The following is a 22,815-nucleotide window of genomic DNA, read 5'->3' on the forward strand; positions in this document are numbered from 1 at the left end:
GTCAGAAACTGGAGACACAAAATGACCGGCCTTTCCTCTCCAATCCCGCAGGTTCCACTCGGTCAGGACGGCCCCCTCATCGGCGTCCAGGGTCTCGGCTGCATGGGCATGAGCGAATTCTACGGCGCGACCGACGAGGCCGAATCGCGCGCCACGCTGGAGCGCGCCCTGGAATTGGGCGTCACCCTGTTCGACACCGCCGACATGTACGGCATGGGGGCCAACGAGACGTTTCTTTCGCCTTTCGTGCGGGCGCACCGGGACCGCGTGCTGATCGCCACCAAGTTCGGCTACGCCCGCTCGCCCGAGCGTCCCGACGACTGGAGTCTCAACAACCGGCCCGAATTCATGCGCGCAGCGGCAGAGCGTTCGCTCCGGCGGCTCGGCGTCGACACCATCGACCTTTACTATATGCACCGGCGTGACCCCGCCGTGCCGCTGGAGGACAGCATCGGCGCGATGGCCGACCTCGTCGCCGAAGGAAAGATCCGCTGGCTGGGACTGTGTGCAGTGGATGCGGCCGAATTGCGAGCGGCGCATGCCCTGCATCCGATCGCGGCGCTGCAATCGGAATGGTCGATATTCACGCGCGACATCGAACGCGAGGTGATCCCGGCGGCGGCGGAACTCGGAGTGACGGTGGTGCCCTATTCACCGCTGGGACGCGGGATGCTGACCGGGCGGCCCTTCGGCGCCACATTGGGGGCGGACGATGCGCGCCAGAATTTCCCGCGCTTCTCGGCGGAGAATGTCGATGCGAATGCCCGGCTCGTCGAACGGATCGAGGGGATTGCCACCGACATGGGGGCCACCCCGGCGCAACTCGCGCTGGCGTGGCTCTATGCACAGGCGGCTGAACTCGGCGTCGCCTGCGTGCCGATCCCGGGCACCCGCAAGCGCGCGCGTCTCGAGGAAAATCTGGCCGCAGCCCTGCTGCGCCCGAGTGAAGCGGCGATACAGGCGCTCGAACCGCTCGCCGCTGCCGTTCAGGGCATCGCGGTTTGATGGGACGTACATTGCCCGGTAATCGGGCAGGCAACCGCCTGCCACTCACCCTTCGGAACAGGGAATGCTCATGCCGATCACGGGAGGGTGCCGTTGCGGCACGATCCGTTACGATATCGCCCTCGACGCCCTGCCGCTCATCTATGCCTGTCATTGCCGGGACTGCCAGACATGGAGCGGAAGCGCCTTCGCGCTCCACGCGATGCTGCCCGAAGCAATCCTTTCGCTGGACCCGGGCGCGCATCGCTTCCGGGTGGACGATGTGGAGCAGATGCCGTCCGAGCATCTTGGATGCGCACGCTGCATGACACGCATCGCCAACCGCAACAGCGCGGTTCCGGGCATGATCATCCTGCGCGCGGGAACGCTCGACCGCAGCGACGAGGTTGTGCCTGCGGTCCATATCTGGACCAGCAGCGCCCAGCCTTGGGTGACTCTGCCCGAAAAGGCTCCCGCCTTCGAGAAAACGCCGACGCCTGCGCAGTTCGAGGCCGCGCTTGGCAAGTAAGGGTCTGCAAGCGTCGAGCGATGAGCTTCGCAGTTCCACATTCTAGCGAGCTTCTGCTCGGGACAAATGATGCCAGGTGTATGACTGGTTTTGGCGCAAGCCGACTCTCTTGCCGTGGTGATGGAACGGCTTGAGTTGGTCGCGTGCTGCCTTAAGCCGGCCGCCGGGTCGTGGGACAAAACCGTCGTTCCCGGCGACCGCGGATTCTGCTGGAAGCGGTCATTGCCACCTCGATCAATTGTCGGCGCGGAACGCGCAGCTGTGGTGGTTAGCGGGCCGACCGCTTTCGGGAAGGCAGATGGCGATAACCGACATGCTCGGCGCAGCCGCCTTTCCCAATAAGGATCGAAGTTTGGGATAGGACATGTAGGCTCCCAAAGCTGGCAATCCATCCCGAGACATCGTTTTTCGATAAACTGGATTGACTCATGTAGCAGCGCTCTCTTATTGAATATCAATAAGGGAGGCGTCGATGCGGCAGCAGGATCAGTTGGTACGAGGTGCGGCAGCGATCGTCCGCATCGGCCGTGCTGTGAACGGACTGCTCTTCGTCGCCATCGCGGCCGGGCTGGCCGGGACATGGGTTTCACCCGGCTTCCACCGCGACATGCTGGTCAGAGCCGACCCGGCGGTTGACGTGGCCGCTGCCCTCACCGGCATCCGGTTCCTCATGCTGATCGGTGTCGCCATGACGATCGCTACCGACCGGCTGCTGGCTCCCTTGGCAGGCGTCATAGCGAGCGCCCGGTACGGCGATCCCTTCGTTCCGACCAACGCCGACCGACTGCGGCGGATCGGTTCGGCGCTGCTCGCCCTGCAACTGCTCGATCTCCCCTGCACGCTGCTGGCGAGATACTGGCCGAGCCTCGGTTCGGCAGCACCCGCCGGCGGTATCTCGGTAGGCGGATGGCTGGCTACGTTGATGGTGTTCATGTTGGCTCGTGTGTTCGCCACCGGATCGCTCATGCGCGATGATCTGTCGGGCACCGTCTGACGATGCCGATCACCGTGCATCTGGACGACGTGCTGGCACGACGGCGCATGTCGCTTACCGACTTGTCGCAGGCGGTCGATATCACCCTTGCTAATCTGTCGATCCTCAAAACTGGCAAGGCGAAGGCGATCCGCTTCTCCACCCTGGAGGCGATCTGCGCCGTGCTGGACTGCCAGCCGGGCGACCTCCTCTCATTCCAGCCTGACGAACCACCCGGCCGCTGACGGCAACGCGGCGGTCCCTTATACCGGAGCGATCCACCATGCCCGAACTCGCCCCTTGGCGCGCCAACCTGCTGCGCGCCGGCTACCTCCTGCTGATCGTCGGCCTTGGCCTGACCGTCTGGCCCTCCATCATCAATCCGGCGAAGACGTGGGCACCGGATCGCGGTGTCATCGTCGCCATGCTGGGCGCGCTGTCGCTACTCGCTCTCGTGGGCCTGCGTCATCCCGTGAGGATGCTGCCGCTGCTGTTCTGGGAAGTCACATGGAAGGCGCTCTGGCTGCTGCGCGTCGCCTTGCCGCTGTGGTCAGCCGGTCGCCTCAATCCGGCTGCGGCCGAGACGGCGATGGAGTGCCTGATGGCGGTACTGGTCGCGCTGGTCATTCCGTGGGACCATGCGCTGCGCGCCTACATTCTTGCACCAGCGGAGCGGTGGCGTCGGTAGGACAGCTTTCTTGATTGCGAACCCAAAGCGGGACAATCGCCTAGGCGGTCGCGGCGAGAGCCGTCCGGGGCACACCTTTTCCCAAAATCTGTTCCCGATTGCTCTCTCCCGAAATAACCTAGCGGAGACGGAGAAACGGGAAAGATTGCGCTCAACAAATGGCCGTTATCGGGAGCGCGGATCGGTGGCCTGAACGTCCAAGCGTGGGGCGCTTGCTGTCTGGCAGCTTCATGACGCTCGGCAGGCGGCTTCTGCCACATACGAACGTTCGCATCCCACAGGGGAACGGCGATATTTGGGTCGCAACCTGCCGTTCTAAGTCCGATGGCCCAACGGCCGTCCTTCGTCGCTTTGACAGCCAAACTATCATCTGTTTCGATGCCGGAACGGAGGCGGTGCTTGGTCGGTCTTGCTTGGTACGACCTCGATGATCCGGTCCCCCGTTTCCAGCACGTGTACTTCCGGTTGCCAGAAACCGTAACGCACCTCGTTCCGGTACACGCGCAACCCCATGCCGGTGGTGATCGCCGATAGCGGCTTGCCGATCTCGTGCGGCGCGACGGCGCGTTCGTGGAGCGACACCGCGCCGTGAAGCCCGGCCAGATCCATCATGTAATCGGCCAGATGCGGCCCGCTGGTCGATCCGGCGAGCAACAGACCGGCAAAGCTCGCCGGATTGATCACGGTGTTGGCACCGGCCTGCGTCGCCAGCGCTTCGTTGTCCTCCGACCGGATCACGACGCTGATCGGCAGGGTTGCCGCCAGCCGTCGCGCCGTCAGGACGATCAGGATCGAGGTGTCGTCGCGCCCCGCCGCAACGATCATCGCGCTCGCGCGGGCCACGTGCACCGCCTCCAGCGTGGTGTTGCGCGTGGCATCGCCGGCCAGCACGACGACGCCTTCGCCCTCGGCCTTGTCCAGGGCGTCGGCACGCGGGTCGATCACGACGATCTTGTCGCGGTAGTTGCCGCGACGGATCAACTCCGCGACCGCCTCGGTGCCGCTCGTGCCGTGGCCCGCCACGATGATATGGCCGTGAAGATCGTTCTGCAGGACGCGCATGCGCCACCTCTCCCAAACGCGTTTCAACAGGAAGTCGTAGGCCGTCCCAAGAAAGATCAGCCAGACGAACAGCCGCACCGGCGTCACCACGAAAGTATCGAACATGCGCGCGCGGTCGGTGACGGGGACGATGTCGCCATAACCGACCGTCGTCACCGTGATCATCGTGAAATACACGACGTCGACGAAGCTGACGCTGCCGTCGACATTGTCGCGCAATCCCGTCCGGTCGAACCAGTGCCCGGCCAGCGCGACGCCGATCAGCGCGAGCGCCAGGCCGATCCGCCACGACAACGCCAGCCATATTGGTGTGCGGCCGCGCTGGCGCAGGACGGGTGAGCGCTCGACGGGGGGCGGGTCCGGGCGAAGCATGATGGTGCCTTAGCGCGGATCGGCGCGTTGGACAGCCGTGGGCGAAGTAACCGGCATCAGAAACGTCCGCCGGGAGAGCGACTTGCAGCACAAACTGACGACGATCATGACCGCCTATCAAGCCGCTCTGGACTGGTGTTCGTATTCGCGCTGATAATCTCGCTCGGCGGGCTGACGCCCGCCTCGCACCGGTCCGGGCGATGGCCTGGAGATCATTCTCGAAAGCAGGTTCGGCCGCATGATGGCTTATTCGCCCATCACACAGGATCGGTCACCGTGCGGTGAAAATATCCGATGCTCCGAAGGTTGTCGGTTCGTCGAGGGGTTTGGCCGGAAGCGACGGGAGAGCGTCGTTCAGTTGGCCGCCAATTCCTTGAGAACCACGCTCGTGTCGGCGAGCCGCTCGGCCGGCAATGCTACGGCGCCGACGACCAGCGCCTTGCCCTGGACGTAATCCTTGGTGGCGTTGACGCAGTCGAGCGCGATGACCTTGCCGTCCTTCAGATAGACGATCGAGAAGCTGCGGGTCGCCGGATCCCCGCGTAGCACCGCCTCGTCATGGCCGGTCGACAGGCCCACCGTCTGGAGGCGCAGATCATATTGGTTGGACCAGAACCACGGCACGGCGTGATAGGCCACCTCCTGCCCGAGAATGGTCTTGGCCGCGACGGTCGCCTGATCGTTGGCGTTCTGGACCGATTCCAGGCGGATCGGCATGTCGCCGGCGAAGGGATTGGCGTGGAGCGCGCAGTCGCCGATGGCGTAGATGTGCGGCAGGCTGGTGCGGCATTGCGCATCGACCGCGACGCCATTGCCGCCCTCGGCGCCCGCCGCCAGCAGCGGCTCGACGGCGGGGATGATGCCGATGCCGACGATCACCATCTCGCAGGCCGGGATCTCGCCATCGGCCAGCCGCACGCCGATGACCCGGCCCTCGGCCTCCTCGATACATTCGACCTTCGCGCCCAGCCGCACATCGACGCCATGGGCGCGATGCTCGGCCTCGTAGAAGCGCGACAGCGGCTCGCCGGCGACGCGGGCCAGCACCCGGTCGAGCGCCTCCAATACCGTCACCTTCTTGCCGAACTTGGCCAGCACGGCGGCCGCCTCCAGCCCGATATAGCCGCCGCCGATCACGACGACGCGGGTGGTGCCGGCCAGTTCTCCGGTCATCCGATCGACATCGGCGCGGGTGCGCACGCCGTGGACGCCGATCAGGTCGTGGCCCGAGCAGGTCAGCTTGCGGGGTGAGCCGCCGGTGGCCCAGATCAGGTCGCCATAGCCGATCGTCTCGCCGTCCGCCGTCGTGATGCTCCGCGCCTCGGGATCCACCGACACGACCTTGCGGCCGAGCAGCATCGCCACCTGCCGCTCCTCCCAGAAGGCGGGCGGTCGGATCAGGATGCGCTCGAACGCCTTCTCGCCCGAGAAATAATCCTTCGACAGCGGGGGCCGCTCATAGGGCAGCTCCGGCTCGTCGCCGACGATCGCGATCGTCCCCGCGAACTTGGCCTGCCGCAGCGCCACCGCCGCTTGCGCCCCGCCATGCCCGCCACCCACGATCACCACGTCGTATTGCGTCATATCCTCAATCCTCGGGGGCGATGCGGACCACCAGAGCGTTCAATGCCGCATCAAGCAAGATCTGGCATGACAGTCGTGAATTGGGCTGACGATGCTCCGAACTGTCGAGCAGATCATCCTCGTCGCCACCGGCAGCTGAGTCTAGCCCGGCCGGGGCTTGTTCGATGAAGACATGGCAGGTCGCGCAGGAACAGGAGCCGCCGCACAGCGCGACCAGTTCGTAGATTCCGGCGGCGCGGATCGCCTCCATCAGGGAGACACCGGGATCGGCGGACACGGCGACGGAGACATTTTCCCGCGTGATGACGGTCAGATCGATCGCCATCAATGATGCCCGGCCGCCGGCTCGATGCCGGTCATGTAGCGGAAGTTCCAGTCGGGTTCGCGCATCAGGAAGGGCGGCAGATTGTGGACGAAATGGGCGTAAGCGAAGAGCGGGTTGAGCCATTCGCGCGGCACCCAATTGTCGTCCACCGCATCGGCATCGGCGCCGAACTCGGCCTCGCCGCCGGCGGGGCACGGGAAATAATAGAAGAGGGCTGAATCGACCCGGTGGCGCCCCAGGCCCTGATCGGAGGGCGCCCATCCTTTTCGCACCATGGCGTTCACCGCGATCATGATCTCGTCGACATCCTCCAGCGCGAAATTGGCGTGGTGGAAGCGCAGCTTGCCATCGACGCCGGGGAAGGGCGCGTCAGCGTTGAGGAACAGGATATTGTGGTGGTTGGTGGTGCCGTCGGCGCGGAGGTAATTGCCGAAGCCGGTCTGGCGATCGGTAAGGCGGAAGTTCAGCACGTCGACCATGAAGCGATAGACCTCGTCATAGTTCGGCACTGCGAACACGACATGGGTGATGAGGCGCGGGGTCGCCTGGAGGCGCCAGCGACGCGGGCGATTGAGGCGGCCGACGAGGCCCGGCGCATTGGCCGCATCGGGCGCGGCCGTGAGCGGACGGGGCACCCACAGGCGCAGCGCCATAGGCACGCCGAACGGAGTGCCGAAGCGCACCAGATCGCCTTCGCGGGACAACGGCACGACGGCCTCCAGCCGATCGCACAGCGCGGCAAGCGCCTCGGGGCGATCGACCCCCCAGACGACCTCCTGCACCCCCTGCCCGACCACGCCGGTCGTCTGCGGCAAGGCCGGTGAGCCGAGCGGATGGATCTCCACCTCCGCGCCGTTGACGAGGCCGAAGCGCGAGGAGGCCACGTCGGCATGCAATTCCTTCAGCCCGAAATCGCGGAAGAAGCGGGTCGATTCCGCCAGATCCTCGACCCCATATACCAGCCGCTCGATGCCGATGATGGCCATCCTCTTTCTCCGATCGATCCGTTTTATGGTTCAGGCAGTGGCGACGTCGCCCGGCCCGCCGTAAGCGAGCCAGCCACCGTCCACCGGCAGGTTGGCGCCGCTGATATAGGCGCTGAGATCGGACAGGAGGTAGGCGGCGGCATGGGCCACGTCCTCCACCCGGCCGATCCGCCCCATCGGCGTGCGCCGCTCCAGTCGCGCGATGTCAATCTTGCCCTCCGCCGCCAGCCGCTCGATCATGGGCGTGGCGATGTAGGTGGGCGCGATGGCGTTGACCCGCACACCGCGCGCGGCCCACTCGCAGGTAAGCGTGCGCGCGAGATGGGCTATCGCGGCCTTGGCCGGGCCGTAGGCATGACGGCGCGGGATACCGCCGACGCCGTTGACCGACGACACCAGCACGATTGAGCCCGCCCCCTGCGCCACCATCGCCCGCCCCGCCGCCCGCGCGACGAGGAAGCTGCCGCGCAGATGCACGTCCACCGTCCGTTGCCAGGCGTCGATCGGAACATCGAGTGCGAGCTGGACCGGATCGGCGATGCCCGCCGAGTTGAACACGCCATCGATCCCGCCAAGCGCGGCCACCATGCGATCGACGCTAGCGTCGCATTGCGCCTCATCGACCACGTCGAGCCCGGCGCGGCGCTCTTCGGTCAGATCGGGCCATGCGGCGGCGAGCGCGTCGGCATCGCGATCGGTGACGAAGACCGAAGCGCCGAAATCCACGAAGGCCCGCGCCGCGCCGAGGCCGATGCCGCTTGCGGCCCCGGTGACCAGAATGCGCTTGCCGGCGAGCAGGGGCAGGGTGGCGAGGCCGCTCACCAATGCACCATGGGCAGGCCAGCGACGGGGCTGGCGAAGGCCGGGATGCGGGTTGCGCGGAGGCCGCCAAGATAGGCGGTGCACAGGTCCGGTCCGCCGAAGGTGACGCTGGCGAGCCAGGGACAGATTGTGCCGCCGGAGAGCATCAGCGTGTCGAACGGCACCGGCGCGCCGGTGGCGAATGCCGCCTCCAGAGCCGTCGTGCCCGCCGGATCGCCGTCGTCGAGCAGGGTCAGCACGTCGCCCTCAGGCGTGAGCGCGATCAGGCGATCGGCGAAGATCATCGTCGCCCAGAGGTTGCCATAGGCATCGAAGGTGATGCCATCGATCATGCCGGTGCCGAGCGAGGCCGGGCCGTAGATTTCGCGATCGATGAGCGCGCCGTCCGCTGCGACCCGGAAGCGGGTCACCCGGCGTGCGGTCGTCTCGGCGACGTAGAGCCATTCCTCCGCTGCGTCGAAACGGATCTCGTTGGCGAAGTGCAGCCCGTCCGCCACGATACGCGGGCCGCGTTCGTCGAGCAAGATGATGCAGCCGTCCGCCAGCCCCTGCCGGATCGCGTCGCTCCACGGGTTCACCATCGTCGAAACGGTGATCCAGATGCGGTCACGGCGATCGCGCAGGACGAAATTCACCTTGCCCATCGGCCGGCCTTCGATCCGGTCGAGGATCACCCGCGTCTCGCCGCTGCGGGTCATCCGCTCCAGCCGATCGGTGCCGAAATTGGAAATGAGGATGTCGCCGTTCGCGGCGAAGGCGAGACCGTTGGGGAGCGTGCCGGTCAGCAGGCTGTCCGCCGCCGAGGCCGACAGGTCGAAATGCGGGTCCGGCGCCTGAGTGACGAGCGTCTGCGTGTCGTCCGGGTCAATCCGCACCACCCCGCCGCGCGCGTCGGCGCTCCACAGCGTCCCGTCACGCTCGGCGAGGATGCATTCGGGGCGTTGCAGATCGATGCCGACCATGCGGATCGCGGCGGGATCGACCTGGAAGCCGGCCAGCGGGTTCGGCCCCCGCCCTTCGCGCAGGAGGGTCATGCCGCCATTCGGGCGAAGCGATCGGCCAGCCAGTCGCCGATGAAATTCTGGACCGGCTCCATATTGTCGGCGCCGCAATGCTCGATACCACCCTCGGCGGGGGTGAAGACCTTCAGCTCGCGATCGGGGCTGTTGACCGCCTGCTCATAGCTCTGCTCGGCATATTTGAGCGGGATCTGGCGATCGTTGCCACCATGCGTCACAAGGAAGGGTACGCGGATGTTCTGGAGGTGGCCGTTGAGGTTCACCTTGTCCATCAGCGCCATGAAGCTCGCCATGTCGGGCTGGCCCCAGACCCACATCACATGGTCCCAATAATGGGGCACCGGCATGTCGCCCTCGCGCTGGAGCCGGGCCTTCTGGTGCCCGCCCCAATCGTGGTTGCCGCCCCAGACCGCGCCGATCGCGAAGCGGGGTTCGTAGGCGAGCGCGCGCGGGGCGTAATAGCCGCCCATCGACCAGCCCATCATGCCGATCCGCTTGCAGTCGACGTCGGCGCGGGTTTCGAGATAATCGACGGCCGCGCCCGCCCAGCGTTCGGTATCGTGGATCGCGGTGAGGCCATCGAGGCGCAGCGCCTCGCCGACGCCGGGCTGGTCGATCAGCAGGGTCGAAATGCCGCGTTTGGCGAAGCGGTCGCGCAGCGCCAGCAGTACCATCTCCTTGGTGCTGTCGAGCCCGTTGCAGAAGATCATGCAGGGGCGCGGGCCGTCTCCACGGCCGGGCACGAAGGTGGCCGCGAGGTGCGCGCCCTCATAGGGAAAGGTCACGCGGGCAGCGCCGAGATCGCTCGTCCGGTAGAAGGCTTCGACCGTGTCGAGCATCGTCCGGTACATCGCCTTGCGCGGGCCGAAGTCACGGCTCTGCATCCGTTCGGCGGTGATATAATAAGCGGCGGCGCGGGCATATTTTTCGGCGGCGCTGATCGGATGGCCGGCAGCCTCATCGGCCTCGGCCAGCCCGCGCACCCGATCGGCGAGCGCGCCCCAGGCGTCGAAGAAGGCTTCGGTGCCCTCATCGGGGTTGGCGCTGGCGACGGCGCGGACCTTGTCGTTGGCGGGATCGATCTCGCCCATCACCCCGCCCATGTTGAGGCAGATGTTGACCGAGAGATTCCAGACGTAATTGCCGGGGAAGGGTTCGTACATGGTGGGGCCGCTCCTCTTGGCGGTCAGAATTCGACGCGGTCGCCGCCCTTGAGGCCGAGCATGCCGCGCGCTTCGTCCGGGGTGGCGGGCTCGTGGCCCATCTCCTTCAGGATGCGGACGATCTTGGCGACCTGCTCGGCGTTGGAGGCAGCGAGCTTGCCGCGCTCGATGAACAGGCTGTCCTCGAGCCCGACCCGGACATGGCCGCCGAGCAGCGCCGCCTGCGTCAAGAACGGCATCTGGTGCCGCCCGGCCGCCAGCACCGACCACTGATATGCGCCGCGCCCGAACAGCCGGTCGGCCGTCTCCTTCATCACGAAGAGATTTTCGAGATCGGCGCCGATGCCGCCCAGGATACCGAAGATCATCTGGACAAAGAAGGGCGGCTTCACGAGGCCGCGATCGACGAAATGGGCGAGGTTGTAGAGGTGGCCCAGATCGTAGCATTCATGCTCGAACTTAGTGCCGCTCTGCGACATCACGGTCAGGATCGTATTGATGTCGCGGAAAGTGTTGCGGAAGATGTAATCGTCAGAATTGACGACATAATCCTTCTCCCAATCATGCTTCCACGTCCCGATCCGCTTGGCGGCGGGGAAGAAGGCGAAGTTGAGCGAACCCATGTTGAGCGAGCATAGCTCCGGCGCGAACTGCTTCGCGGCGGCAAGCCGCTCGGTGACGGTCATCGTCGCGCTGCCGCCGGTGGTGATGTTGACGACGGCGTCGGTGCGCTGACGGATCACCGGCAGGAACCGGCCGTAGATGTCGGGATCGCCGGTCGGGCGCCCGTCCTCGGGCATACGGGCGTGGAGGTGGAGGATGGCGGCGCCCGCTTCGGCGGCGTCGATCGACTGTTCAGTAATCTCCTCCGGCGTGATAGGCAGCGCATCCGACATGGTGGGCGTGTGCGCCGATCCGGTGACGGCGCAGCTGATGATGACCTTGGCCATGTCAGGCGGCTCCACCGATGCGGGGGAGGATATCGGGCAACATCTGCTGGGTGAGCGCCGCCGCCGGGATCGCCACCCCGACATCGTGGCCGAGCGTGATGGCGGCCTTCAGATCCTTGTAGAAGATCGGCGTGGCGCGGGGATGGAGATCGAGTTCGGGCCACATATCCCCGGCGCGGCTCTGCGCGAAGCCGGCGCTGAACACCGCCAGCAAAGCCTCCCGCGAAACGCCCGCCGCCTCGCCCAGCCGCAGACCTTCCGAGACGGCGATCATGTTGACGCAGCAGACGAGCTGGTGGGCGATCTTGGCGGCGGTAGCGGTGCCGACGGCGCCAGTCAGCGTGATCGACTGGCCGGAGGTGCGGAACACGGGCAGGCAGGCCGCGACCGCCGCCTCGTCGCCGCCGACCATATAGGCCATCGTCTTTTCCTCGGCGCCCTTAGCGCTGCCGCTGACCGGCGCATCGACCAGCACGGCGCCGTGGCGGCCGGCGAGGTCGGCGGCGGCGGCGATCGTGTCGGGCAGGACGGTGCTGTGGATGACGACGATCTTGCCGCTGCAGTCGCAGGGGAACACGCCTCCCTCCCCGCCCAGCACGTCGAGCACCTGTGCGTCGTTCACCACGCAGAGGATGACGAGGTCGCTGGCGGCGGCCACTTCGGCAGGCGTCGCAGCGGCGGTGGCGCCGGCCCCGGCCAGCTCGGTCATCGGCTCGGGGCGGACATCGTACACGGTCAGCGGATAGCCGGCCTCGACGATGTTGCGCGCCAGCGGCTTTCCCTGGAACCCAAGCCCGATGAACCCCACTCTCATACGCCCTGCTCCCGTCTCTTTCTTGCGGCTGTTTCGCCGGAGATGGAGGAGAGCTAACGAGGGGGCGGATGGCCCGGAAATCTTTTGGGCTGATACCAGCGATCCGCAGCTCGGATGACGCCGTCGATCCCGACCAGCTATCCAAACCATCACGACAAATGATTACGCCGCCCCGCCGGCCGCCATTAGCCTCCCCTCACGCCCTCCGCGCCGCGATGGAGGCGCCAGAGAATGAGAGAGGGTGACTTGCAGACACAGCCCGCGACGGACGTCGGCACACGGACCAGCCTGTGGGTGCTGCTCCTGATGACGCTCACCTACACATCGAGCTTCATGGATCGCACGATCCTCTCGATCATACAGAATCCGATCAAGGAGGAACTGGGCCTCAGCGACACACAACTCGGCCTGCTCGGCGGGTTTGCGTTCGCCATCTTCTATTCGACCCTCGGCATTCCCATCGCGCGGTTGGCGGAGCAGGTCGACCGGCGCTGGCTCATCAGCGTGTCGCTCACGATCTGGTCGGCAGCGACGGCGATGAGCGGGCTGGCACGCGGCTTCGCGAGCCTCTTCCTGCTGCGGGTCGCGGTCGGCGTGGGCGAAGCCGGGGCCAGCCCGCCGGCCCATTCGCTCATCACCGATTTCTTCCCGCCCCACCGGCGCGGCACAGCCTTTTCCATCTATTCGCTGGGCGTGTCGGCGGGCGTGCTGATCGGCGCGACCGGGGGTGGCTATGTCGCGCAGACCTATGGCTGGCGGATGACCTTCGCGGTGTTCGGCATTCCCGGGCTGCTGCTCGCCATCCTGATCCCGCTCACCATCCGCGAGCCCGCGCGCGGCAGGCTCGATCCTGGCCAACCGGTCGAGGCGGCGCCGCCCAGCTTCGCGGCGGTGCTGCGGCAGTTCCGGGCGAAACGCGCGCTGTTCCACTGTGTCGCGGGGGCCAGCATCGCCGCCTTCGGCTCCTATTCGATCCTGACCTTCGCGGCGCCCTTCTTCATCCGCGTCTACGGCGCCACTTTGTCCGAAGCGGGGCTGTTCCTGGGGCTGACGAGCGGCGTGTCGGCGGGCATCGGCATCTTCCTGTCAGGCATCGTTACCGACCGGCTGGGCTCGCGCGACCGGCGCTGGGCGGTATGGGTGCCCGCGATCGGCCTGCTGCTGGCGACGCCGGGCTACATCATGGGCTTCCTTGCGCCCACCCAAGCCCTCGCGATGACAATCCTGCTCGTACCGCCGGCACTGCAATATCTCTACATGGGGCCTACCTTCGGGCTGATGCATAATATGGTGACGCCCCGGATGCGGGCGACGGCGACAGCGCTGCTCTATCTCGCGGTCAACCTGTTCGGCATGGGCCTGGGGCCGACCCTGACGGGATTCCTCAGCGACCGGCTGGCGGCGGCCCACTTCACGGGCGGCGACTATGCCGTGCAATGCGCGGGCGGCAAGGCGACGCAAGCGGCGCTCGACACGCTCTGCCGCGCCGCCTCGGCGGAGGGGGTGCGCTGGTCGCTGATCCTGGCGACGAGCGCCTTCCTTTGGGCCGCCATCCACTATCTGATCGCCGCCCGCACCTTGAGGGCGGATCTCGGCCAAACGGACCCCGCGCGCCAATGACGATCACCCTGTTCGCCTACCCGACGCGCTTCGACTTGCCGAGTTCGAGCCCGTTCGTGATGAAGACCGAAATCCAGCTCCGCATGATGGGGCTGGCGTATCGCAAGGCCTTCGACGGGATCGATCGCGCGCCGAGAGGCAAGCTGCCGTATATCGATGACGGCGGGACGATCGTGCCGGATTCCACCGCGATCCGCCGCTATCTCGAAGGTGCCTACCATCGCGATCTCGACGCGGGTTTCGATGAAGCGCAGCGCGCGGTGGCCTGGACGGCCGAGCGGCTCGCCGAGGACAATCTGTTCTGGCTGATGGTCCATGCCCGCTGGGCGATCGACGACAATTTCGAGGCCGGGCCGGCGCGCAATTTCGATGCCCTCCCGGACGCCGTGCGCGACACCGCGCGGCAACGGCAGCGAGCGAAGGTGATCGCCTATCTCGATGGCCAGGGCACGGGACGCCTGTCCGACGACGAGCGCCGCGTGATGGCGGATCGCGGCTATGACGCGCTGTCACGCCTAATCGGCGACAAGCCTTTTCTGCTGGGCGACACGCCCTGCGGAGCGGACGCGAGCCTGTTCGCGCAGATCGCGGCCGCGCTGATCCCACCCTTTCCAAGCCACACGCAAAACGCGGCGGCGCGGCACGACAATCTCGTCCGCTATGTGGATCGGATGATGGCGCTCTACTATCCCGACTTCGCCTAGATCACGCCGGCTGGGGGGCCTCGACTTCGACCGGCTCGCTGTCCTGCTCGGCGGCGATCATCGCGGCGAGCTGGCGGCGGACGCGGATGGCGGCGCTGTCGATGGGGAGTAGGAGCGGCTTCAAGCCGAGCAGGTCGTCCGTCCCCATCCGCGCCTGCTGCATCTCCAGCATCGGCTTGTCCTCCAGCGCGAAGGCCTTGAAGATGTTCGCGCCCAGTGCCGCGTGGAAGGTCGCATCGTCGACGCGGAAGTAGCGGACATTGTTGTAGAAATAGTGGGTGGTGAAGCGCGTCTCGGGCGTCATGCTGTGGACGGTGGCGGTGAGGTCGCCTTCCCGCCATGCCACCCCGGCCGCCGTGGTGGCGGTGCGCAGCACGAGGATCGCGGGCGCCGTCCAGGCGACCTCGATCCATTTGTCGGCGCGTGCCCCCCCCGGCAGCAGCGCCCGATAGGCGGCAGACGGCTCACGGTCGGCCGCGAACCACTCGATCGCGACCCGCCCCGGCGCCTCCTGCACGGTCGTCCTCGCCCCCGTCATCATGCCGCCGAGCGTGTCCGGGTGGAGATAATCGGTGTGGCTGAGATCGAGGATATTGTCGGTGAGCAGCTGATAGTTGCAGGCCGTCGGCATATGACCGCGGATGCTCGTCTGCGGCGGGGCGCGATCGAGGAAGGCGAGATCGGGCACGAGGGCGGGATCGGCCGCGTCGGCCTCCCCCAGCCACACCCATATCGCGCCGTGGCGCTCGACGACGGGATAGGCCGTCGTCCGCATCCGGCCGGTGACCGGCCCATGCGGATTATGGACGCAGCGCCCGTCGCTGCCGAAGACCAGGCCGTGGTAATTGCAGCGCACCACCCCGCCCGCCACCCGCCCGGCCGACAGCGGCGCGAACCGGTGTGGGCAGGTATCGCGCAGGATTGCGGGCGCGCCTCCGGCATCGCGAAAGAGCAGCAGCGGCGTGTCGAGCACGGTGCGCGCGAGCGAGGCGCTGTCGGACAGCTCCTCGCCCCATGCCACCTGATACCAGCAGTTCTTCAACCACGGCATCGGCATGCTCCCCGCCCCGCTCAGAAATTATAGCCCACGGTCCCGCCCCACAGGCGCGGCGGGACATATTGGCCCGAGATGAAGCGGCCACTGGCGATGACATATTTGGTCGTCGCGACCCGCTCGTTGGTGAGGTTGCGGACCCAGAGGCTGGCGAACCAGCGCTTGCCATCGGCATCGTAGCGGATGCTGGTGTCGAAGCGGGTGACCGGCTTCTGGCTGGTCTGTGCCTGGGCGAAGGGCGTGAAGAACACGCGGCTCTGATATTGCGCCTGCGCCGAGGTGGTGACGGTGCCGCTGCCGACATCCGCTTTATATTCGGCGCTGACGGTCGAGGACCATTCGGGCGTCTGCACCAGGCGATTGCCGGCCTGATCGCGGACGACGCCGGTGGGGCCGTCGAGCGGGTTGATCGTCAGGAAGCGGGTGAATGTCGCATCCGAATAGCCACCGATCGCGGAAAGCTGGAAGGCGCGGGTCGGCCGCCATACCAGTTCCAGTTCGACGCCCTGCGCGCGTGCGTCTGCGGCGTTCTCGAATACCGAGACGAAGCTGCCCGCCGTCGTGCCCGGAAGGGTGCGCGAAACCTGGAGATCCGAGATATCATAGCGGTAGATCGACAGGTTGGCGCGCAGCGTGCGGTTGAAGAGGGTCGATTTGACGCCCGCCTCATAGGCCTTGACCCGCTCGGGCCGCAGGATCGGCGTGGTCGAGCCCGAGGCGATGACGCCGCTCTTCAGCCCCTCCGCATAGGAAGCGTAGATCAGCACGTCCGACGTCGGCTTGAATTCCAGCCCAACGCGGGGCGTGAAATCCTTGACCGAACCGGCGGTCTGATAGGGGAAGAGCGTACCGCCGCGCGTGAAGCGGGCATCGCCCTCACGCCGCTCCCAGCTCCAGCGCCCGCCGAGATCGAGGCTCAGCTGATTGGTGAGATTGTAGCTGACGTTGGCGAAGCCGGCGACGGATTCGGTACCCACCGTGCCAAATTGGCTGATGGTGAGCGCATTGGTCGGCCCGTAAGGGTTGGCTCCGATGCGAATGTCGCTCTGGAGATTTTCCTTATAGTAATAGGCACCCACCACGGCCTTGATCCGGTCGGTGGTGACGAGCGCCTGGAACTCCTGCGTATATTGATCGGTCTCGACCGGGATGACGACATTGGCAAGCGCCGCCGCGGTGCCGTCGAAATCGCGGGCGCCGATATTCTTGAAGCGGCGATAGCCCGAGATCGACTTGAACGTGAGTGCCGAACTCGCCTCGTAGCTGACCGTGCCAGTGAAGCTGTAGGTATGGCGATCGTTGCGCGGGTCGATATCGGTGTTGATGTCGCGCGGGTTGCTGGCGAAGAAGCTGCTGGCAAGGCCCGGCGGGCGAAGCGCGGCGTTGCCGGGGAAGGAATCCGACAGATATTTGATCTGGTAATTGGCGTCCTTTTCGCTGGTATATTCGCCGGACAGCAGGATTTCGAGCTTCTCGCTTGGGAGGAACAGCAGCGTGCCACGCACCGCCCGACGGCTGGCATCGTCAATGTCCTTGCCGGTGCGGACATTCTTTCCCCAGCCGTCATGATCCTCGGTCTTGAAGGCGATGCGGGCACGGATGGTGTCGCTGATCGGCCCGCTTACCGCGCCTTCGAGAACGAGATTGTTGTAATTGCCGTAGGAGATGCGGCCATAGCCCGACAGATCGGCGGTTGGCTTGTTGGTGACGAGGTTGATCGCGCCGCCGGTCGTATTGCGGCCGTAGAGCGTGCCCTGCGGCCCGCGCACGACCTCGACCCGCTCAAGATCGAAGAAGGCGCCCAGCTGCGCGCCCGGCTGCGACACGACCACGCCATCGACGTTGAGGCCGACCGACGGATCGGAGCCGGCCGCGAAATTGTCGTTGCCAAGGCCGCGGCTGGTGATCTGTGCGGTGCCATTCACTTCGCCGATGGCGATGCTGGGGAGCTGGCCCTGAAGGGCTTGCACGTTGACGATGCCGCGCTCGGTAAGTTCCGCGCCGCCCAGCACGCTGATCGCCAGCGGCACCGACTGGGCCGTCTCGGTCACCTTGCGCGCCGTCACGACGATCTCGCCGACGCCGGCGGACTGCTCTTCCGCCTCGGCCGGCGCGCTCACGGCCGGCTGGGTCTGCGCCCAGGCCGGCGGGGCGAAAGCGGCCAGCGCAACGCCGGCGCACAGAATCGAAACCCGCTTGGTCGTCATAGGAATCCTCCCTCTGTTCTTATATTTGTCCGGTCCCGGCACGGATTGCGGCCCGCGCCGGCCCGTATGATGTCTCCGGCCGTCCGACGATTGTCAGAGGAAGAAGGACAGGTTCTTCACATGCAGCGTGGCCTGATCGATCAGGATCTTGCGCCAGAAAATCTTGAGGCCCGCGTCGGTGCGGCGGATCTTGTCGATCCGCTTGGCGACCAGCATCTCGCCCGCCTCCTCCATCCGCGAGCGGTGGCAGATCAGCTTGCTGCGGACGGTGATGACCTGCCCGTCCGGCGTCTCCTCCACCCCATCGACATAGATGTTGGCGACGATGTGCGACACGCGCGACAGCGGCTCCTCCGCCCAGTGGATCTTGGTCATCACCTGATAGACGCGCGCCTGGAGCGTCGCCCGCGTATCGTCGATCCAGGCGGATTCATGCTCGTCGGTCGCGTCGTCGAACCGGTGCTTGAACTGGAGGTTCTTGCGGATCGGCACCCAATAGCGGATGTCCTCGGCGAAATAATCGAGCCATTCCTCGAAATGGCGGGAGTCGATCATGTCGGCCTCGCGATAGAGGAATTCCTCGATCTCGCGCGTCAGCAGCAATTCGTCGACCGCGCTCATGCGGCCGGTGGTTTCGGTCAGCATCGCCTCGTCCCCTCCGCTCACAGGCCCATCGCGTCGGACCAGGCGCGATAGAAGGCCATGTTGTTGCGCTCGGTCATCCACCATTTGCTGACGTCGCCGGGAATGTAGGGATCGCGGTAGCTGCCCGAATCCGCGACGTAGCTGAACGGGGCGTGCTGCGCGCCGCGCACCGTCGAGCCCTCGGACGCATAGTTCCAATTCTCCATGTCATCCTGCTCGGTCATGCCGCCGGGGCCGCTGTAGGAGATGTAATAGCGGCGCAGGAAATCCTTGGCCTCCTGCGGCGCGTCCTTGTCGACGAAGAACATGCGCCACGCCTGACAGGATTGCGGCCCGTTGGGGTGCGCCATCAGGAACACGCGCGGCTGTTGCGTATGGAAGCCCGCGTTGGGGAAGATGTTGGCCAGCACCATTGGCGATCCCGCCCGCTCGCCGAGCCGGTCCACCCGGCGGCGCCAGCAATCCTCGAAATATTCGGAGGTGATCTTCGACATCTGATAATGATCGCGCGGCCTGTCGGTCGGCACCTTCTCGAAGATCAGGCCGTGGCCGTTGTCGGTCGCGGTCAGGAACAGCTCGCCGAACGGATCGCGCCGACCGATCCCCTCGCGCGGACCGATCTTGCTCATGTCGGTCGACTGGTGGCTGATGTTGTGGAGCGGATCGCCGCCCGAATTTTCCGAGACGAACTTCCAGTTGCACGGGATATTCCATTTCTGGACCCCGCCATAGACCTCGACCTCGCCGTCGCCGCCGTCCCACGGACCCAGCCCGATCCACAGCCCCTCCTTCGCGTCGCCGAGGTATGTCTCGAAATCGGGCGCGTCGGGATTCCACGTCGCCCAGATCGTGCCCCGGAAGCTCGCCACCTTGGCGACCTTGATGAGCCCCCAATCCTTGCGATTGAAGCTGGCGGGGAAATTCTCCTTCTCCGGCACGCCCTTCAGATCGCCGTTCAGATCGTAGGACCAGGCGTGATAGGGGCAGTAGAACAGCTTTGTGTTGCCCTCGTCGTAGCGGCAGATGCGCATGCCCTTGTGGCGGCAGGTGTTGAGGAAGACGTTGGGCTTGCCGTCCTTGCTACGCGACAGGATCACCTGATCCTCGCCCATCCGCGAAAGGAAGAAGTCGCCGACCCTGGGGATCTGGCTCTCGTGGCCGACCAGCAGCCATTTCTGGCGGAAGATCCGGTCCAGCTCCATTTCGTAGATTTCGCGATCATGGAAAATCTTGCGGCTGACGACGTCCCTCGTCGTATCGACGAGGCGGTTGGGGATCATGTCCATATGCGTATCCGATGGCGGTGCGGGATCAGGAAAGGCGACGGCGGCAACGAACGGCGGCACGGCGCGCGAGAAGCGGTTCCGCGGCCCATTCGGCAGACGATCTCATGCAAACCCTCCTCGTTTTCTTTCCGCCATGGTCGGGTGCCGGGCGCCGATTGAAAAATCATTTGTCGGGATAGGTGCCATTCGCGCGGCATATCTCCCCATCGGCGCCGCCCTGCCCTATCGTTCCGAAAGGTCGTATCGTCCGCGAACTACGGGGCATCGCCGGACCGCTGACGTACGACACCACGGGAAGGGGATCGGAATGCATCTGCAAGGGCTGGATCTTAATCTGCTTGTGGCCCTGGACGCGCTCCTGTCCGAAAAGAATGTCACGCGCGCGGCCGAGCGGATCAACATCTCGCAGCCCGGCATGAGCGCAGCACTACAGAAGCTGCGGTATTTCTTCGACGATCCGCTGCTTGAGCGGGTCGGGCGGAACATGGAGCTTACAAATCGCGGACGAATGCTCGCCGAACCGACAAAGCTGATCCTCTCCCAGATCCGCGATCTCAATGAAGAGGCGCGGCGCTTCGAACCTTCCGAAGCCAGTCGTATATTCCGTATCGCCGCGACGACATTCTGCGCCGAAATTCTCGCCACGCCACTGATCCGCAAGCTTCAGGAATTGGCCCCCAGGATCAGCGTCCAGTTTGAAGACCTGTCGAATGACACGGTGCGTCGAATCTCCGATGGGCAGATCGACTTCGCCATCACCATTTCAGCGCGCATCATCGAGAGTTTCGACAATCTGAGCGAATCTCTGGCGTCGGAGAAGCTCTTCACTGACCGCTTCGTCGTCGCCATCTCACGCGACCATCGGTTCAGCGGCGATGCGATCAGTTTCGACGAGTTCTGCGACATGCCCTATATCGAGACGCGATTTGCCGGCGTGATCGCGGGTGTCAGCGAACAATTACTGCGCCAGCAGCCACGCCAGCCCCATGTGTGTGCTTGGCTCCCCAATTTTCAGCTGACACTCGATGCGATCGGCCAAACGAACATGGTGACTTTACTGCCATCGCTCCTCGTTGAGTTGAAAGGCGACCGATACAATGTCCGCACGCTTCCAGTGCCATTCGCCATGCCGGACCTGGAAGAGCGCCTTTTTTGGCACACCCGCAACAACAGTGATCCGGGGCATAGCTGGATGTCCAGCCTGTTACGAAATGTCATTACCGAGCTTATGATTTGAATGGGCCTGTCAAAGCAATCCGGCAGCGTATCGGTCAGGTTGCTAGAACGGCGATATGAGCCGGAAATCGAGAGCGAAGTGACCTGCTCCCCGTTTTCATGCCGCTGATAAGTTAGCTTCGGTGTCCTCATGCCCCTGGCGGGGGCGGTTGGTAAACTCGGCGGGCGCCATGCCGCCGAGGCTGCTGTGCGGACGCACGGTGTTATAGTCTGTCCGCCATGCCTCGATGATCCGTCTCGCCGCAGCCAGCGAGGAGAACAGGTGCTCGTTCAGGCACTCGTCGCGCAAGCGACCATTGAAGCTCTCGACAAAGCCGTTCTGCTGCGGCTTGCCCGGCGCGATGTAATGCCACTCCACGCCCGTGTCCTGGCACCAGGCGAGGACGGCGTGACTGGTCAGTTCGGTCCCGTTGTCGCTGACCACCATGCATGGCAGCCCACGACGCTCGGCGATGGCCGTCAGCTCCCGCACGACACGCCGCCCTGACAGCGAGGTATCGACGATGCAGGCCAGGCACTCCCGGCTGTAGTCGTCGATGACATTGAGCAGGCGGAACCGCCGGCCGCAGGCCAATGCATCCGACACGAAGTCGAGCGACCAGCGCTGGTTGGGTTCCTGCGGAATCGCCATCGGCGCCCGCGTGCCCAACGCTCGTTTTCGGCCGCCGCGCTTTCGCACCGTCAGCCGCTCCTCGCGATACAGCCGGTACATCTTCTTCAGGTTCATGCCCTTGCCTTCACGCCGGAGCAGGACCGCCAGCCGGCGATAACCGAACCGACGACGCTCGTTGGCGATCTCGCGCATCCGTTCGCGCACAGCGTCGTCCTTCCCGCGAAGCGGCTCATATTGCCATGCCGACCGGTTGACCCCGATCAGTCTGCAAGCGCGACGCTCGGAGAAGCCGTGGTCGGCCATCAGCTTCTCCACCGCAGCGTAGCGATCCACAGACCGGGTCAGTTTTTTCCCAGCAGATCCTTCAGCGCCGACACGTCCAGCATCGACTCCGCCAGCAGCTTCTTCAGCCGACGGTTCTCATCCTCGAGCGTGCGCAACCGCGCCGCCTCCGACACGGTCATGCCGCCGTACTTCGCCTTCCAGTTGTAGAACGTCGCATCGCTGATGCCATGCTTCCGGCATAGCTCGGCGGTCTTCACGCCCGCCTCGTGCTCACGCAGCACGCCAATAATCTGGTCCTCGGTAAAACGGCCTCGACGCATCGCTCGTCTCCATCTGACGAGCTAACCTACCAATGGCATGATTTCCGGGGAGCAGGTCAGCAGCCGGCCACGCGCGGGCGGATCGACGTCTAACCAGATCAATTGCTACGCTTCTTCCGCCAGATCATCCGTGACTTGAACTTGACAGCGACATCAGCCTTCAAATTCAAATCGGCCGGCGTTGCTTCCGGGCAGTGGATTGGGTTCGGGTAGATCGAACTGCCCAATTGTCGCAACGTCGGCCTTGGTCACCCTTGAGAATTTTAACGTTTGTAGCCAACGTTTCACGGTTTCGGCGGCACTTGGTCGATCGTCGCCAGCATCCACTATCACGCCCAAACATCCTGGGTCGGTTGCCCCTGCTTCCCTCACAGGAAACCAATAGTCCGGCGCGATTATTTCATATTCCTCTGTGTCGGTATTAACGGATTTCGGCCTCTGATTGTCATCCAGAGTCGAAGTCATATATTTTAATGGCACTTTAAACGTCTGCCACGGCGTTCCGATATACGCATGATTTTGACAGGTCTCGGATGACGGTCTATTGGTCGTGATCGACAAATGTACCCACTTG

Annotated in this window: 23 protein-coding genes; 8 read left to right on the top strand and 15 right to left on the bottom strand. The window is 65.1% G+C overall.

What is annotated here, in order from left to right:
• Positions 1–102 precede the first annotated feature (102 nt).
• The 5 genes from PQ455_RS07830 (at position 103) to PQ455_RS07850 (ending at position 3,174) form a co-directional block, all read left to right on the top strand.
• Positions 103–1,005 carry an aldo/keto reductase gene (locus tag PQ455_RS07830; protein ID WP_273690679.1) on the top strand — a complete coding sequence of 301 codons (903 nt, stop codon included), beginning with the start codon at positions 103–105 and terminating at the stop codon, positions 1,003–1,005.
• 70 nt (positions 1,006–1,075) lie between these two features.
• Positions 1,076–1,513: a GFA family protein gene (locus PQ455_RS07835; protein WP_273690680.1), complete on the top strand. Its 438-nt coding sequence runs from the start codon at positions 1,076–1,078 to the stop codon at positions 1,511–1,513.
• Positions 1,514–1,985: 472 nt separating this feature from the next.
• The gene (locus PQ455_RS07840) at positions 1,986–2,507 is read left to right on the top strand and encodes a DUF2975 domain-containing protein (protein WP_273690682.1); all 522 of its coding nucleotides are present in this window, start codon (positions 1,986–1,988) and stop codon (positions 2,505–2,507) included.
• Between the two features lie 2 nt (positions 2,508–2,509).
• Positions 2,510–2,731 (top strand): helix-turn-helix domain-containing protein, encoded by a 222-nt coding sequence (locus PQ455_RS07845; RefSeq protein WP_273690683.1) that lies wholly within the window; start codon positions 2,510–2,512, stop codon positions 2,729–2,731.
• 38 nt (positions 2,732–2,769) lie between these two features.
• On the top strand, positions 2,770–3,174 hold the full coding sequence (locus PQ455_RS07850; RefSeq protein ID WP_273690685.1) for a hypothetical protein: 405 nt from the start codon (positions 2,770–2,772) through the stop codon (positions 3,172–3,174).
• A gap of 366 nt (positions 3,175–3,540) precedes the next feature.
• On the opposite strand, the gene PQ455_RS07855 is transcribed toward PQ455_RS07850, so the two are convergent.
• From PQ455_RS07855 to PQ455_RS07895, 9 genes are all read right to left on the bottom strand, one after another.
• On the bottom strand, positions 3,541–4,608 hold the full coding sequence (locus PQ455_RS07855) for a potassium channel family protein (protein WP_273690686.1): 1,068 nt from the start codon (positions 4,606–4,608) through the stop codon (positions 3,541–3,543).
• A 354-nt stretch (positions 4,609–4,962) separates the two neighbouring features.
• Positions 4,963–6,192: an NAD(P)/FAD-dependent oxidoreductase gene (locus PQ455_RS07860; protein ID WP_273690687.1), complete on the bottom strand. Its 1,230-nt coding sequence runs from the start codon at positions 6,190–6,192 to the stop codon at positions 4,963–4,965.
• Positions 6,193–6,196: 4 nt separating this feature from the next.
• Positions 6,197–6,517, bottom strand: coding sequence for a 2Fe-2S iron-sulfur cluster-binding protein (locus PQ455_RS07865; protein ID WP_273690689.1), 321 nt, complete (start codon positions 6,515–6,517; stop codon positions 6,197–6,199).
• Positions 6,517–7,503, bottom strand: a complete 987-nt coding sequence (locus PQ455_RS07870; RefSeq protein WP_273690692.1) for a VOC family protein — start codon at positions 7,501–7,503, stop codon at positions 6,517–6,519. Before PQ455_RS07870 ends, PQ455_RS07865 begins: the two co-directional genes overlap by 1 nt.
• A gap of 30 nt (positions 7,504–7,533) precedes the next feature.
• Positions 7,534–8,325, bottom strand: coding sequence for an SDR family NAD(P)-dependent oxidoreductase (locus PQ455_RS07875; RefSeq protein WP_273690694.1), 792 nt, complete (start codon positions 8,323–8,325; stop codon positions 7,534–7,536).
• Positions 8,322–9,359, bottom strand: a complete 1,038-nt coding sequence (locus PQ455_RS07880) for an SMP-30/gluconolactonase/LRE family protein (protein WP_273690696.1) — start codon at positions 9,357–9,359, stop codon at positions 8,322–8,324. Before PQ455_RS07880 ends, PQ455_RS07875 begins: the two co-directional genes overlap by 4 nt.
• A complete protein-coding gene (locus tag PQ455_RS07885; protein ID WP_273690698.1) occupies positions 9,356–10,507 on the bottom strand; it encodes an alpha/beta hydrolase family protein in 1,152 nt (383 codons plus the stop codon). The genes PQ455_RS07880 and PQ455_RS07885 overlap by 4 nt, the downstream gene beginning before the upstream one ends.
• A gap of 23 nt (positions 10,508–10,530) precedes the next feature.
• Positions 10,531–11,457: a 3,5-dioxohexanoate:acetyl-CoA acetone transferase gene (gene kce / locus PQ455_RS07890; protein ID WP_273690700.1), complete on the bottom strand. Its 927-nt coding sequence runs from the start codon at positions 11,455–11,457 to the stop codon at positions 10,531–10,533.
• Position 11,458: 1 nt separating this feature from the next.
• The gene (locus tag PQ455_RS07895; RefSeq protein ID WP_273690702.1) at positions 11,459–12,271 is read right to left on the bottom strand and encodes an NAD(P)-dependent oxidoreductase; all 813 of its coding nucleotides are present in this window, start codon (positions 12,269–12,271) and stop codon (positions 11,459–11,461) included.
• Between the two features lie 246 nt (positions 12,272–12,517).
• On the opposite strand from PQ455_RS07895, the gene PQ455_RS07900 reads away from it, so the two are divergent.
• Positions 12,518–13,891, top strand: a complete 1,374-nt coding sequence (locus PQ455_RS07900) for a spinster family MFS transporter (protein WP_273690704.1) — start codon at positions 12,518–12,520, stop codon at positions 13,889–13,891.
• Positions 13,888–14,595: a glutathione S-transferase family protein gene (locus PQ455_RS07905; protein WP_273690705.1), complete on the top strand. Its 708-nt coding sequence runs from the start codon at positions 13,888–13,890 to the stop codon at positions 14,593–14,595. Before PQ455_RS07900 ends, PQ455_RS07905 begins: the two co-directional genes overlap by 4 nt.
• Before the next feature lies 1 nt (position 14,596).
• On the opposite strand, the gene PQ455_RS07910 is transcribed toward PQ455_RS07905, so the two are convergent.
• The 4 genes from PQ455_RS07910 to PQ455_RS07925 form a co-directional block, all read right to left on the bottom strand.
• Complete coding sequence (locus tag PQ455_RS07910; RefSeq protein WP_273690707.1) at positions 14,597–15,646, bottom strand: aromatic ring-hydroxylating oxygenase subunit alpha; 1,050 nt, start codon at positions 15,644–15,646, stop codon at positions 14,597–14,599.
• Between the two features lie 20 nt (positions 15,647–15,666).
• The gene (locus PQ455_RS07915) at positions 15,667–17,856 is read right to left on the bottom strand and encodes a TonB-dependent receptor (RefSeq protein ID WP_273690709.1); all 2,190 of its coding nucleotides are present in this window, start codon (positions 17,854–17,856) and stop codon (positions 15,667–15,669) included.
• 93 nt (positions 17,857–17,949) lie between these two features.
• Entirely contained in the window at positions 17,950–18,501 is a 552-nt protein-coding gene (locus PQ455_RS07920; RefSeq protein ID WP_273690711.1) for an aromatic-ring-hydroxylating dioxygenase subunit beta, read from the bottom strand.
• 17 nt (positions 18,502–18,518) lie between these two features.
• A complete protein-coding gene (locus PQ455_RS07925) occupies positions 18,519–19,787 on the bottom strand; it encodes an aromatic ring-hydroxylating oxygenase subunit alpha (RefSeq protein WP_273690712.1) in 1,269 nt (422 codons plus the stop codon).
• 307 nt (positions 19,788–20,094) lie between these two features.
• Between PQ455_RS07925 and PQ455_RS07930 the strand changes: the two genes are divergently transcribed.
• On the top strand, positions 20,095–21,024 hold the full coding sequence (locus tag PQ455_RS07930; protein ID WP_273690714.1) for a LysR family transcriptional regulator: 930 nt from the start codon (positions 20,095–20,097) through the stop codon (positions 21,022–21,024).
• Positions 21,025–21,120: 96 nt separating this feature from the next.
• Here the strand turns inward: PQ455_RS07930 and PQ455_RS07935 are convergent.
• Positions 21,121–22,241, bottom strand: a protein-coding gene (locus tag PQ455_RS07935) for an IS3 family transposase (RefSeq protein ID WP_273686543.1) whose coding sequence is annotated in 2 segments (ribosomal slippage) — positions 21,121–21,992 and positions 21,992–22,241 — 1,122 coding nt in all. Because the reading frame shifts where the segments join, the coding sequence is not laid out codon by codon here.
• 153 nt (positions 22,242–22,394) lie between these two features.
• Positions 22,395–22,802 (bottom strand): hypothetical protein, encoded by a 408-nt coding sequence (locus tag PQ455_RS07940; protein ID WP_273690715.1) that lies wholly within the window; start codon positions 22,800–22,802, stop codon positions 22,395–22,397.
• Positions 22,803–22,815 lie beyond the last annotated feature (13 nt).

It is taken from the genome of Sphingomonas naphthae (genome assembly GCF_028607085.1).
In the GTDB taxonomy this organism is placed as follows: domain Bacteria; phylum Pseudomonadota; class Alphaproteobacteria; order Sphingomonadales; family Sphingomonadaceae; genus Sphingomonas_Q; species Sphingomonas_Q naphthae.